This window comes from Klebsiella terrigena, assembly GCF_006539725.1.
Taxonomy (GTDB): domain Bacteria; phylum Pseudomonadota; class Gammaproteobacteria; order Enterobacterales; family Enterobacteriaceae; genus Klebsiella; species Klebsiella terrigena.
Genome location: NZ_BJNO01000003.1, coordinates 343,019 through 356,351 on the forward strand (window position 1 = coordinate 343,019; position 13,333 = coordinate 356,351).

Annotated in this window: 13 protein-coding genes; 8 read left to right on the plus strand and 5 right to left on the minus strand. The window is 56.5% G+C overall.

What is annotated here, in order from left to right:
• Positions 1 to 21: 21 nt before the first annotated feature.
• Positions 22 to 1,131: an adenosylhomocysteinase gene (locus RTE01_RS06455; RefSeq protein WP_134526963.1), complete on the minus strand. Its 1,110-nt coding sequence runs from the start codon at positions 1,129 to 1,131 to the stop codon at positions 22 to 24.
• 208 nt (positions 1,132 to 1,339) lie between these two features.
• On the opposite strand from RTE01_RS06455, the gene RTE01_RS06460 reads away from it, so the two are divergent.
• Positions 1,340 to 2,071, plus strand: coding sequence for an HPP family protein (locus RTE01_RS06460; protein ID WP_041146347.1), 732 nt, complete (start codon positions 1,340 to 1,342; stop codon positions 2,069 to 2,071).
• A gap of 32 nt (positions 2,072 to 2,103) precedes the next feature.
• Here the strand turns inward: RTE01_RS06460 and RTE01_RS06465 are convergent, their stop codons facing one another.
• Positions 2,104 to 2,493, minus strand: a complete 390-nt coding sequence (locus tag RTE01_RS06465) for a tautomerase family protein (RefSeq protein WP_041146346.1) — start codon at positions 2,491 to 2,493, stop codon at positions 2,104 to 2,106.
• 118 nt (positions 2,494 to 2,611) lie between these two features.
• Here RTE01_RS06465 and RTE01_RS06470 point away from each other — a divergent pair, with 118 nt between their 5' ends.
• Positions 2,612 to 3,535, plus strand: a complete 924-nt coding sequence (locus RTE01_RS06470; RefSeq protein WP_134526960.1) for a LysR family transcriptional regulator — start codon at positions 2,612 to 2,614, stop codon at positions 3,533 to 3,535.
• On the opposite strand, the gene RTE01_RS06475 is transcribed toward RTE01_RS06470, so the two are convergent.
• Together RTE01_RS06475 and shiA are read right to left on the minus strand one after the other, a co-directional pair.
• Entirely contained in the window at positions 3,528 to 4,268 is a 741-nt protein-coding gene (locus RTE01_RS06475; RefSeq protein ID WP_134526956.1) for a lipoyl protein ligase domain-containing protein, read from the minus strand. The two genes, RTE01_RS06470 and RTE01_RS06475, sit on opposite strands and share 8 nt — an antisense overlap.
• 44 nt (positions 4,269 to 4,312) lie before the next feature.
• Positions 4,313 to 5,635, minus strand: coding sequence for a shikimate transporter (gene shiA / locus RTE01_RS06480; RefSeq protein ID WP_123551655.1), 1,323 nt, complete (start codon positions 5,633 to 5,635; stop codon positions 4,313 to 4,315).
• A gap of 301 nt (positions 5,636 to 5,936) precedes the next feature.
• Here shiA and RTE01_RS06485 point away from each other — a divergent pair, with 301 nt between their 5' ends.
• From RTE01_RS06485 to RTE01_RS06505, 5 genes are all read left to right on the plus strand, one after another.
• Positions 5,937 to 6,434, plus strand: a complete 498-nt coding sequence (locus RTE01_RS06485) for a putative pterin-binding protein (RefSeq protein ID WP_041146342.1) — start codon at positions 5,937 to 5,939, stop codon at positions 6,432 to 6,434.
• A 156-nt stretch (positions 6,435 to 6,590) separates the two neighbouring features.
• Positions 6,591 to 8,516 (plus strand): putative bifunctional diguanylate cyclase/phosphodiesterase, encoded by a 1,926-nt coding sequence (locus RTE01_RS06490; RefSeq protein ID WP_115192294.1) that lies wholly within the window; start codon positions 6,591 to 6,593, stop codon positions 8,514 to 8,516.
• Between the two features lie 206 nt (positions 8,517 to 8,722).
• A complete protein-coding gene (locus RTE01_RS06495) occupies positions 8,723 to 9,055 on the plus strand; it encodes a DUF1971 domain-containing protein (RefSeq protein WP_041146340.1) in 333 nt (110 codons plus the stop codon).
• 10 nt (positions 9,056 to 9,065) lie between these two features.
• Positions 9,066 to 9,404 carry a DUF1869 domain-containing protein gene (locus tag RTE01_RS06500; protein WP_115192295.1) on the plus strand — a complete coding sequence of 113 codons (339 nt, stop codon included), beginning with the start codon at positions 9,066 to 9,068 and terminating at the stop codon, positions 9,402 to 9,404.
• Positions 9,405 to 9,679: 275 nt separating this feature from the next.
• Positions 9,680 to 10,513 (plus strand): sugar phosphate isomerase/epimerase family protein, encoded by an 834-nt coding sequence (locus RTE01_RS06505; RefSeq protein ID WP_134526953.1) that lies wholly within the window; start codon positions 9,680 to 9,682, stop codon positions 10,511 to 10,513.
• Between the two features lie 48 nt (positions 10,514 to 10,561).
• On the opposite strand, the gene RTE01_RS06510 is transcribed toward RTE01_RS06505, so the two are convergent.
• The gene (locus tag RTE01_RS06510; protein WP_134526950.1) at positions 10,562 to 11,725 is read right to left on the minus strand and encodes a dihydrodipicolinate synthase family protein; all 1,164 of its coding nucleotides are present in this window, start codon (positions 11,723 to 11,725) and stop codon (positions 10,562 to 10,564) included.
• A 278-nt stretch (positions 11,726 to 12,003) separates the two neighbouring features.
• Here RTE01_RS06510 and RTE01_RS06515 point away from each other — a divergent pair, with 278 nt between their 5' ends.
• Positions 12,004 to 13,137: an acyl-CoA dehydrogenase family protein gene (locus tag RTE01_RS06515; RefSeq protein WP_141334825.1), complete on the plus strand. Its 1,134-nt coding sequence runs from the start codon at positions 12,004 to 12,006 to the stop codon at positions 13,135 to 13,137.
• The last annotated feature ends 196 nt before the right edge of the window (positions 13,138 to 13,333 follow it).

A 13,333-nucleotide genomic window follows, 5' to 3' on the forward strand; every position in this document is an offset into this window, starting at 1 on the left:
GGCGCCCTGATGCTATTCCGCTTACAGCGCTTTTTGCCACACGCTCTGCGGCAGCAGATAGACCTCGGCCTCGGCCTTCATACCGTCGGTCACGATATGGTTGATACCGCTGGTCATCACCGCCAGGGTCACGTCAAAGGCGTTCAGGCTATCGCCAAAACCGGCGGTCAGGTTGAGCATCGAACCGTTGGCCATCAGGTAAAGGGTTTTAGTGCCCATTTGATAGGCGTTGATATACGGCATCACCTCTTCATGGCTGAACTGGCGCAGGTAGCCGCAGTCAATCTCTTCCGCAACGTGGCCAACGTTAAGGATAAATACGCCGTCTTTCGCTTTATCCAGCGCGCTGCTGTTAACCACTTTTTTAGCGCCGGTTGCCGTTGCGACGACGTCAGCTGAAGCCATGGCGTCCTGCAGTTCGACGACATGCCAGCCGTCGTAAGCCGCCTGCAGGCGACGGGCGGGGTCGATTTCGGCAACCATCACCTGGCCCCCGAAGGCCTTCGCGGCGGCGGCAACGCCCTGGCCCACCAGGCCATAGCCGATCACCAGCACTTTTTTCTCATGCAGCGTGAGATGGGTGGTCTGGAAGAAGGTGTGCCATGCGGTCAGGCCGACCATGTGGCGGTTATGCAGGCCCTCTTTAACCGGCAGATCGTCCCAGTTAAAAATCGGATAGCCCGGGCGAATATCGCCCAGCCGGCTGACGCCTGAACCGGTCGCTTCCAACCCGGCCACGATATTGCCAAATTCGCCGCGCTGGTGGAGCAGGGTGGTGATATCGGCCCCCATTTCACACAGATGCGTCGGCCCCCAGGCGATGGCCTTTTCCCACGACTGCTGCCAGTCGGCATCGCTCATATCGCGCCAGGCGCTGGCTTCTGCGCCGCGCGCTACCAGCCAGCTAACGACGTCGTCCTGTACGGTGGTTGGGTTGCAGGTTGTTAAAAAGACCTGCGCGCCCTTTTCCAGGATGCCCTGCACCAGCGGGATCATTTTCATATCCAGATGCATACAGCAGGCCAGTCGTACCTGGCTCAGGTCGGGAAGCGCGGCTACCTGGCGCAGGGTGCGCGGCATGTTCTGGCTGGCCCATGCCACTTCTTTCTCTAAATTAATATTATTATTCAACGTATTATGCCTTCAATCCGTAGAGTGGGAGAAATTCCGAACGGGGATGATTCTAGCGCAGTAGGCTGAAATCACATAGCCGGGGTCAATGGCTGGCAGGCGGACAGGGCGAGGGGGGAATAGGCATGATAAATGCGTGGTTGTTAAAATATGGTTAAAAAAAGAAAATAAAATATAAGTAATTTATATGACGTGAGTGAGCAGTGAAATGTTAAGCGTTTTACCTTCCGCGCTGTTTTCGCGGATCCGCATTTTTATCGGTCGCCTGAAGCCGCACGCGCTGCCGGTTGCCAGAAAGCATATTCTCCTCGGCTCCCTCGGCGCAGGGACGGGGCTGGCGGTCACCAGTATGTTCAGCCACTGGCTGCTGGGTGAAGTCAACCTGTGGTTTATCGCCCCTATGGGCGCTTCGGCGGTGCTGCTGTTTGGCGTGCCCAGCAGTCCGCTGGCGCAGCCGTGGTCGATTGTCGGCGGTAACGTGCTGTCGGCGCTGATTGGCGTAACCGTGGGCGTGCTGGTGCCCAACCTTGCGCTGGCCTGCGGGCTGGCGGCCGGGCTGGCGATTGCGGGCATGTATTTCCTGCGCTGCCTGCATCCGCCGGGCGGCGCCGTGGCCCTGACGGCCATCCTCGGCGGCGCTGGCGTACACAGCGAAGGCTATCACTTCGTGCTGACGCCGGTACTGCTGAACTCCGCCATGCTGGCCCTGCTGGCGATCGTATTTAATAACCTCGTTGGGCGCCGCTATCCGCACCCGCTGGCGGCAGAAGAGGTGAAAAGCAAAGTCGTTCCGCTGGGGCTTGCGGTGACCCGCGAGGACATTCACGCCGCGCTGCTCGATGGCCAGTTCCTCGATATTGATGAAGATGACGTCCAGGAGCTGCTGGAAAATATCGAACAAAAGGCGCGCAGGCGCATGGCCGCTGCGCCGAGGGCGTAGCGCCGCCGTCGGCGAGGGCCGGCGGTGAGCGGCTAAAGCTCGCCGGTCAGATACTGCGCCACGCCGCGGCCAAAACTCCAGTCGCCTTTTTGGTTGCTTATCACCGAAACCATTAAATCATCGGGGCTTAGCCCGCAGTGTTCCTGCAGCTCGGCGAGCAGCGTCGCGTAGAACAGCTGTTTTTGTTCTTCGCTGCGTGGGCTGGTGAACACCCTCACTACCACCAGCCGGTGGCTTCGCGTCAGGCCTAAACCGGTATCCTCAATCACCATATGGTGAGGCTTGTTTTCATGAACAATCTGGTAGCGATCGCGTTCCGGTACCTTGAAGGCATGCAGTACGGCGCGGTGGGCGGCGTCGAGCAGCGTTTTTATTTCATCTTCACTGCGACCTTCGATCACGTCAAATGTCAGGAGCGGCATAGCAGGTCATCCTTATTGTCTTATGTACGATGAGTGGACAAAACCGATGCTATCCAATGTGACGACAGGCAAAAACCGCTATATTTGAATTCATTGTTTTTACAGGTGAACAATCAAGATGAGCGATCCGCGCCCCGACGTTTTCTGGACCCATTTGTACTGGCTCACGGTGCTGGAAGAGCAGAAGAGCTACACCCGCGCGGCGGAAAAGCTGGCGGTCAGTAAATCGGCAGTCAGCCAGAAAATCAGCGAGCTGGAGCGGGTAACCGGCAAGACGCTGGTCCACCGCACCACCCGCAGCGTGACGCTCAGTGAAGACGGAATCAGGCTGGTGGCTGAGCTGAACGCCCCCTTCGGCCAGCTGCGCGATATCTTTAACGGCACCCGTGATGAAGAGGGGCCGCTGCGCGGTACGCTGCGGGTGACGGCCCCGGTTGCCTTTTCGCGCCAGCAGCTGGTCCCGGCGATGACGCCGTTTCTGCATCAGCATCCGCAGCTTGAGCTGCAGCTGGAGGTCACCGACCGGCTGGTATCCCTTGCCAGCGAGGGATTTGACCTCGCGATCCGTCACTGCCGACGCGAGGCGTTGCCGGATACCCACGTCGCGTGGACGCTGTGCCAAACCACCACGCTGATTGTTGCCTCCCCGGCGTATATCCGCCGCTTTGGCGCTCCGGAATCCCCCGATGCGCTACGCCATCACCAGTGTCTGACCTATCCGCGCGGTTCGCAAAGCCCGCAGTGGACGTTTGAATCTGACGACGATCGCGCCGAGCGCGTGAGCGTGCCGGTGCGCGGCCCCTTCGCCACGAATAACAGCGAATCGCTTCGCGATGCGGTGCTGTCGGGGCTTGGGATTGCGCTATTGCCCGATTTTAGCGCCCGGGAGGCGATAGCGCGCGCAGAGGTGCAGATGCTGCTGCCCGGCTGGCGGCCGGTGGACGTGTTTGCCGGGAGTCTGTACGTCATCCGCCCCTACGCGCCGCGCGTATCGCGGGCGGTAGAGACTTTCAGCCGCTATCTGAAAAGTACCTTCAGCTAAGATTTTGCAGCTCGATCGCCAGCGCCTGGCGGAAGCGGGAAAGCAGATCTTTTTCACCGGCCAGATGCTGGGCGAGGGTGATGGTTTTATCCGCGTGGTAAATCCGACCGCTGCCCAGCTGTGACTCAAAATCATTGGCCGCCTGATGCGCGGCGATCGGATCGGCATCGATCAGGATCACCGCATGCGCGAGCACCACATGACCGCGGCCCTCCGCCATCGGCCGCCAGTACTGCGCGGTTCCGGCAATTTTACGCGCCTGATCCCCCTGACCGCAGGCGAGGTTATAGCGTCCGTCGCAAAACGAGCCGGTTACCGCCTGGAAGTGGGCATCGACGCCAAAGGTCGCCAGCGCGCGCTGCAGCAGACCGCAGAGCATCAGATAGATAGGTTCAGCGGCCTCGCCCAGCGGCTGATAGACCGGCCAGGCAAGGCTGAGATTGACGATCCCCGGCCCCTGCGGCACGAGGCCGCCGCCGGAGCGGCGCAGCCAAACCGGCCAGCCGCGCGCGGCAAAACGTTCGCTAACGGCGGAGAGCTGGCTAAATTTCCGGTAGCTGCCGGGAACCACGAATCCCTGCGGGGCCTGCCACAGCTGGGCCAGCGCCTCGCCGCCGCGGGCCCGCTCGAACAGCGGCAGCTCGGCAAGCGTCGGGTCAGCGTGGAACTGCAGCGGCAGCTGTTGATGAATGAAGCGCTGCGGCCAGCAGGCCGCTCTGTTGTGCTGGTTCATGGGGTCTCCTAAGGGACGACGCTCTTCCGCCGTCCCTGGCGCCGTCAGGCGTGCTGAGGCTTTTTCATCAGCATGGCGGTGATGGCCGAGAGCAGGCAGCCGGCGGTCAGATAGATGGCGACGCTGTGCCAGGAGCCACCGGAGAAGGTGACCAGCGCGGCGGCGATGAAGGGGGTAAAGCCGCCTCCAACGACGCTGGCGACCTGGTAACCCACCCCGGCGCCGCTGTAGCGGTAGCTGGCGCCGAACATTTCGGTGAACATCGGCTGCTGCACGCAAACCACCATATCATGGGCGATATTGGCCAGCATCAGCGCGAAGAACAGGATCCAAAAATAGGAGTGGCTTTCAAGGGCCATAAAGAACGGGAAGCCGCTCAGGGTGCCGATCAGCGCGCCGGTAATATAGATGCGCCGACGGCCAAAGCGATCCGCCAGCCAGGCGAAGCACGGAATGGTCAGGCAGCTGATCCCGCCGACAAGCAGGCCGATGTTGAGGAACAGCTCCCGCGGCAGGCCGAGGTTTTGCGTGGAGTAATTGAGGGCGAAGGCGGTAACGATATACATCGTCAGCAGTTCGCACAGGCGCAGCGCGATAATCAGCAAAAAGGCGCCGGGATGGCGGAATAACGCTTCGACGACCGGCAGGCGCTTTTTCGCCGCGGCGGGCATCTTTTTCTGCTGCTGATGCTCAAACTCAGCCGATTCACTCATGCCGTTGCGGATCCACAGCGCTGCCAGCACCAGCACTACACTGAAGAGGAAAGGGAGGCGCCAGCCCCAGCTCAAAAACTGTTCGTCGCTGGTATTGGCGCTGATGAGCGACACCAGGCCGGTTGCGAGCAGCAGGCCGACGCCATAGCCAATCTGAACCCCGCTGCTGTAGAAGGCCTTTTTATTCTTCGGCGCGCTCTCGACGGCGAGCAGCGCCGCGCCGCCCCATTCGCCGCCCACGGCAAAGCCCTGGATCGCGCGCAGAAGCACCAGCAGCACCGGCGCCCACCAGCCGATTTGATTGAACGAGGGCAGCAGGCCAATGCAGGCGGTGGCGATCCCCATCATCCAGACGGTCATCATCAGCATCCGCTTGCGCCCGAGGCGGTCGCCAAAATGGCCGAAGATAATGCCGCCCAGCGGGCGGAATAGAAAACCGACGCCAAAAGTGGCAAAGGCCGCCAGCGTGCCCATGGCCGGGCCTATCTGCGGGAAAAACTCCTTGTTAAACACCAGGGCGGCGGTGATGCCGTAAAGCAAAAAGTCGTACCAGTCGACCACGGCGCCGGCGAAGCTGCCCCACGCCGCTCTTCGCGCGCGATGAAGTGAGCGGGCTTCCCCAGCGGGGCGGGGGGATGTAAGCGTTGAGTCCATACCTGTCCTGTCAATCTGTGCTGTTGCTACGTTATCGTTATTGGAATGAGACGCACTCTTAACGGCGTCATCAAAGAGACTACCGCGCCGCCGGGCGAGAGAAAAGATTTTTACCCGTCGTCATGCATTAACGGCAAAAAATGTGCATTCTACGGCCTGTCATCAGCGGGCGATCGGAAGGTTCTGAAATTATGGATTCTTTTTTAATTGAACAGCTCACAACCTTCCGATGACATCTTTTAAGAATTGCTGTAAATGGTTTACAATTAACAGATCTCCAATCCTGGAAATGGTGAGTTAAATGCGTTTACTTTTCGCAGTTTTATTTTGTTTCATAGTTTTACCAAATGCATTTGCAGAAAAACTGCCCGCGCCTCAGGGCAAGCCCGTTTTAACCATTTCCGGCCTTATTGGAAATACAAATGTAGGCGATACCGCGGTGTTTGATCGCGCGGCATTAGAGAAGCTGGGCATGCAGACCGTCGAAACCACCACCCCGTGGTTCTCCGGGAAAATCCGTTTTGACGGAATTTCCCTTAGCAAGCTCATGGACTTAGTCGCAGCAAAGGGTAAGTCGGCGCGGGTTATCGCCCTCAATGACTATACGACGATCGTGCCGATTGATGATTTCCATAAATTCCCCGTTATTTTGGCTTTAAAAATGAACGGTGAATATATGCGCGTTCGCGATAAGGGCCCGCTGTTTATTGTTTATCCTTACGACAGCAGTCCTGATTTACAAAATCAAATCTATTATTCCCGATCGGCGTGGCAGGTTGCGAAAATTATTATCGAGTAATAGCCTGTCCCGCCAGGCGTAATTGTGCATAGGGTTTGGACACCGGCAGGGCTCAGGAATCAAGGCGTATACGGCGTACGCAGAAATTTTGAGCTCTGCCCAGGAGCAAACTGATAAATAAAACAGCCTAATGGGATAGGCTCTAAGGGTTTGATCTTGAATCGAATACTCACTGCCATTATTTTGTCGCTTTTCGTTATCACCGGATACATTACCTATCTGGTGCATGAGCGACAGAGCGAGCTGCAAAAGTTGACCCGCTATACCGATTCGTGGTCAATCGCGCAGATAGTCTCTGAGTATATGCGGCTGGAAGCGCATCTGGGCTCCTATGCCCTGGGCGTTGAAGGGGTCGATCGGGATGATGTCCGGCTGCGTCTGGAGATCATGATGGGCCAGATCAAACCGCTAGAGCAGGGGGAGCCGAGCGAGTTTATTCGTAAGGATGCGGGGCGCCGGGCGACGATTGAGAACCTGATCGCGATTCTGTATCAGCTTGATAAGCAGCTGGATACCATCACCCCGCAGCAGGTAAAGCCGATTTTGCAGCGCATGGGCGCGCTCGATGGCCCTATGACCGGGCTGGCGTCAATGTCGCTGGCGCAGGATATTAATATTGTTAACCGGACCCACGATAAAATACAGAATCTCTATTTTATCTATTCGATTATTTCTATTCTGCTGATCACCATGTGTATTTCTTTAGGCCTGTTAATGCTGCGGCAAAATAACAACCTGCGCCGCGCGCACGTCCGCATGAAGCTGCTGGCGAACGATCTGCAGGCGTCTAAAGAGAAGCTCCAGGTGCAAAACCGGCGTTTGCAATACGACGCGTATCATGACTCCTTGACCGGGATGCCGAACCGCCTCTCCTTCTGGCAAAAGCTGCAGGAGATCGTCAATCAGGTTCGGCCATATAACGGCTCGGCGGTGGTGATGCTGTTCGATCTGGACAATTTTAAGGACGTTAACGATACGCTGGGCCACGATTCCGGGGATAAGCTGCTGCAGGATCTTGCCAGCCGGCTCTCCTTTTTCCGCAGAACCTCCGAAACCCTGTACCGGCTCGGGGGAGATGAGTTTGCGCTGGTCTCCTGTGATTTAAGCGAAGAGCAGGCTCTGGCGCGGGCGACGGTGATCCGCGAAAAGATTAGCCAGCCGTATCAGGTTTATGATTCGCTGATCAATATTGATGCCTGCATCGGGATTGTTATCTCTGACCGGGAAACTCGTACCGATTATTTATATAAATGCGCCGATCTTGCGCTTTATGAGGCGAAAAAAGAGGGCTCGGGCACCGTCCAGATCTTCCGCCCGGGGATGCTCCAGCGCCTGCAGGAGAATAAATCCTTTGAGGACGACCTGCTGCAGGCGCTCGATAACGGGGAATTCCGCGTTTACTACCAGCCGATTGCCGATACGATGAGCGGCGAGATTTATGGCTATGAGGCGCTGGTACGCTGGTTCCATCCGGTGCGCGGCATGGTGCCGCCGACAATATTTATTCCCGTCGCCGAAAAGATTGGCATGATTAACCCGCTCGGGGAGTGGGTGCTTAAAACCGCCTGTGAGGAAGCGGCGAGCTGGTCATCGCCGCTCAAAGTGTCGGTCAACGTATCGCCCGTTCAGCTGATCAACAGCTCGTTGACCGATACCGTTATCTCGGTGCTAAAGCACACGGGGCTGGATCCGCACCGCCTTGACCTGGAAATTACGGAATCAGATGTGTTTAATGAAAACACGCGCTCTTTGGAAATCCTCAGCCAGCTGCGCGAGCTGGGGATCCAGATTTCTATTGATGATTTCGGTACCGGATACTCCTCATTATCACGACTCAGCTATTTCCCGTTTGATAAGATTAAAATCGATCGCTCATTTGTGATTAATATTCCCGCGCAGAAAGATGACCTCGATATTGTCCGGCTGATTATCAGCATGGGTAAAAGCTTGCATATGCGGATCGTAGCGGAAGGCGTTGAAACGGATGAGCAGTTAAAATCTCTTCAGCAATTAGGCTGCGACCTGGTGCAGGGCTACCTGATTGGCAAGCCGGGGCCGCTGAATACCGCAAGTAATAAATAGCTGAGGGTTAATTCTTTACTGCGGATCGGCTAATGCCGAGCCGTCTTACCTTATATTTAATAAAGATAATCCTTGTTGGGTATAAATAGGGGTAGAGTGAAATTTCTTAAAAAATAATACCCTCAGTGATTAAAAGGGGTATATCATATGCAATATATTTCCCCGTTCCCGACCGTGCTCAATGGTGCGGAAAGAGAGGCCGAATCATGCAGCGTATCGTTATTCCTACCCACTACGTGCATACCCGCACAACCCCGCTATGGACCAAAGAAACGGCACCAGCGTCAATCTGGCAGCGACATCTTGATGCCGGCACGCGGCAGGGCGTCTACCCTCGTCTGGCGGTCATGCAGGGCGCTATACGCTATTATGGCTATACGGATGAAACCGCCCCTGAACCTGTCGAAACGATGACGATAGAGGCCGGCCAGTTCGGCGTCTTTCCGGCGGAAAAATGGCACCGTATTGAAGCGTTGACGGAAGATACCGTTTTTAACGTGGATTTCTATGTCGATCCTAAAATTCTGATAGAGGGATAAAGCTGAACTTATGAACAGTGAAAATAAAGGCTATTCATTAGCGGTTGTTAACGGCAACAACGATGAAAAACAAGCAAAAGTCTATCTGAAACCGATGGCACTTTATGTTCCCGATATTGCGGTGCAGGCGGTAGCAGAACTTATTGGTTCACTGTCGGTGGATAATGAGCAGGGCAAAGGCTTTGTTCTGTCGGTGACCAATAATAATAACGGCATATCGGTAGATAAAGAATTTGCTACCCTCGTCGAATTACAGGATCCGCTCATTGCCGCCGATGCGGTGAAGGATCTGGTTAATATCGTCCGCGGCTATGAATCGGACGAAGAGACCAACGTCTGCGGCTGGTAGCCCAGCCCCGATAAGTCAGGCAGACCTCCCCGGCGTCTGCCTTTTCTCCCCGGACAGTATCCCACCTTGGGTCATCATCTCCAGAAGTTCTCTCATCCGCCAGGCTCCCTTTCTTTGTCTTCCTGTCTTGATGTTTATAACTAACTAGTTGGTTATGTGATGGCGATCGTATTTACCCAACACGTTCATTTCTATAATCCTTTGTTGAGAAAATTGATGCTCAATTTAGGTGGGTTTTACGTTTTTCAGGCTAAGCAAACAACGAGGTCGCCGAGATGAATCAACCCGACAGTCGTAAACTGTCTCTTAATACCGCCACGGTGCGGCAGAAATGGCAGCTTAATCAGATCATCGAAGGCTGCGCCCGGCATGAGATCCGCGGCATTGCGCCGTGGCGCGACCAGGTCCAGGCGCTGGGGCTAAAAGAGTCAGCGCGTCTTATCCGGCATTACGAGCTGGCGCTAAGCGGCTATTGCCGCGGGGGGATGTTTCCCGGCAGCACCGCGCAGGAGCGCCGCGACAAGGCGCTGGACAACCGACGGGCAGTTGACGAAGCGCTGGAACTCGGCGCTCCGTGCCTGGTGCTGGTGGTTGGGGGGCTGCCCGCGGGGTCGAAGGATTTGTCCGCCGCCAGGCAGCAGGTGTGCGATGGCTTAAGCGAACTGCTGGAATACGCGCGCCCGCTCGGCATGCCGCTGGCCATTGAACCCCTGCATCCGATGTATGCCGCCGAGCGCGCCTGTGTAAACACCCTCGCGCAGGCAAACGATCTGTGCGACCAGTTAGGTGATGAGGGGCTGGGTATCGCAGTCGATTTATACCACACCTGGTGGGATCCGCAGTTTCAGCAGCAGATTGAGCGCGCGGGCGCGGGCCGGCTGCTGGCTTTCCATATTTGCGACTGGCTGGTACCGACTGCGGATATGCTGCTGGATCGGGGCATGATGGGAGACGGGGTGATTGATATCCGCAGCCGTCGTCAGGCGCTGGAGGCGTTAGGCTATACGGGTTTTCACGAAGTGGAGATCTTTTCGCAGCATAACTGGTGGCAGCGGGAGCCGGATGAGGTGCTGGCGATGTGTAAACAACGCCACCGCGAATTTGGCTAGAGGCGTGATTTACCCAGAGCCGTCGGCTCTGGGTCGTCGCCTCTGTGCTCAGAGACCGTAAACCGTGAGCAGATTCTGCATTCGCCGGGTGGCCAGCGGCGGATTTTGCAGCAGGCCGGCCCGGTCGGCGAGGCGGAAAATTTCAGCATAATGGCCGATCTCCCGCGCCGACTGCATTCCACCGGCCATCGCGAAGTGGTTCTGATGGCCGTTGAGCCAGGCAAGGAACACAATGCCTGCTTTGTAATATTGCGTCGGTGCCTTGAAGATTTCCCGTGACAGGGCAACGGTAGGATTCATCAGGCGGTAGTATTCGTTGCTATTGCCCAGCGCCAGTTCGTTAAGCGCGGCGGCGGCAACCGGAGCGATGGCATCAAAAATGCCCAACAGCGCATGTGAATAATAGCCATCTTCCCCTTCAATCAGCTCGGGATAGTTGAAATCATCACCGGTATACATTTTAACCTGGGGCGGCAGGCGCTTGCGGAAGGCGACCTCTTTTTCCTTACTCAGGAGTGAAATCTTAATGCCCTCCACTTTATCAATGTTGTTACCGATGACCTCAAGCACGGTATCAGCGGCGGCGTTGAAATCTGCCGATCCCCAGTATCCGCCCAGCGCAGGGTCAAACATCTCACCCAGCCAGTGAAGAATAATTTTGCCTTTGCTTTGTTCGAGCAGGCGGTTATATACGGCAAGGTAGTCCTGCGGTGATTTTGCCACTGCGGCCAGGGCCCGACTGGCCATCAGGATAATTTTACCGTCATGCTTCTCGACCAGCTCCATCTGCTCTTCATAGGCGGCGATGACCTGCGCCAGGGTGGTCGTGGCAGCAGCCTCCAACTGATCGGTACCGACCCCGGCGGCAAGATCGGCTCCCGGTACGGTTTTCGCCTCCTTCAGAGAGCGCACAATCAGCTCTTGCGCGATATTCCAGCTGACCCCCATGCCGCGCTGAGCGGTGTCCATCGCCTCGGCAATATTAAATCCCAGTCGCCACAGATGGTGGCGGTAGGCCAGCGTCGAGTCCCAGTCAATGCGCGGATTGTTCAGCCAGTCCGCGCATTGATGCCGGGGATCGATAACCACGTGCGCTGCGGCATAGGCAATCCGATTAAACGCGGGGACGATGGTGCAGGCTCGTTCGTCCGTCGTCACAAGGCGGTAATCAGCGATGGTGCCTTGCGGCGTTGGCAGGTCGATTTTCAGCATATTTATCCCTTCTTTAAGTATCTAATTGGTTACTTGTAAGGTGTACTTTTTGCTCAGGTAAAAGTCAAGGCATTCGCGGCGAAAGTGATAACCTGACCGGCCTCCTGTGAGCGGGAAGCGGTCTTTACCGGCAATATTTGTCGCTGAGTTAACAACAATTATTTAACCGTATTGACAACAATATTTATTCAATGTAGTAACTATCTGGTTATTTAATTAATGCGTTCGGATGTCGCAAAAAACAGGCGGCATGAATAATAGCCGGCAGGAGAATGACCATGTATTTGACCGAAACCCATCAACAGATCCGCGAAATGACCCGTAAGTTTGCCGACGAAGTGATTCGGCCTCAGGCAGAAGAGCTGGACAGAGAGGAGCGCTTTGCGGCCGAGATCTATCAACAGATGGGTGAGCTGGGCTTGTTTGGTATCACCGTTCCGGAAGAGTATGGCGGCGTTGGGCTGGACGCCGTTGCCTACGCCGTGGTGATGGAGGAGCTGTCGCGTGGCTACGCTTCGATTGCCGATCAGTGCGGCCTGGTGGAGCTGCTGGGTACGCTGTTGTCCAAATACGGTAACGATCCTCAGCGCGCCCAATGGCTGCCTGGGCTACTGAACGCGTCGCTGAAAGGGGCCTATTGCATCACTGAGGCCGGCGCCGGCTCTGACGTTTCGGGAATAAAAACCACCGCCACGCGCAGCGAAGAGGGCTGGGTGCTGAACGGCAGCAAGCTGTGGATCCATAATGCACCGGTCGCCGATGTGGCCTTCGTTCTGGCGCGCACCGATAAAGAAGCCGGCCACCGCGGGATGAGCATTTTTATTGTCGATTGCTCCCGCGACGGCGTCACGCGCGGCGCTAAAGAGCACAAGATGGGCCAGCGCTCGTCGCAGGTCGGCGAACTGCACTTCAGCCAGGTCAAGCTGCCGGCGGACGCGCTGCTGGGGCCGGAAAACCGCGGCTTCCATATTATGATGAGCGTGCTGAATAAAGGTCGGGTGGGGATTGGCGCGCTGGCGGTAGGCATCGCGCGCGCCGGTCTCGAGGCGGCGATTGAATATGCGAAGCAGCGCGAACAGTTTGGCAAGCCGATTGCTGATTTCCAGGGCGTGCAGTTTATGCTGGCAGATATTGCCAAAGACACCGAAGCCGCTCGTCTGCTGGTGCACAGCGCGGCGTATAAAATTGATACAGACGCTCCGGACACCTCGATTGCCTGTTCAATGGCGAAGTGCTTTGCTGGCGACGCGGCGGTACAGCACAGCGGCAACGCGGTGCAGATTTTTGGCGGCGGGGGCTATATTCGCGGCGTGGAGGTGGAACGTTTGTACCGCGATGCCAAGATAACCCAAATCTATGAAGGAACTAACCAGATTCAGCGCATGATTATCGGGCGTAATTTGCTGGCATAGCGCCCGTTGCCTGATACCGCAATCGGGACAAGGCTGGTCGCCTCAGGCGATCGGCCTTTTTTATGGTTTGTAATGGTGGTTTGGGAAAACGCGAACGTTCTTCGCTCGCGCTGTGAAAGAGCGGGGTGAAATATTGTGCTGGAACGGTTCGTTCACGGTGATTCCGGTTTTCTCACGCCCGCTGCGGGTGAACGGC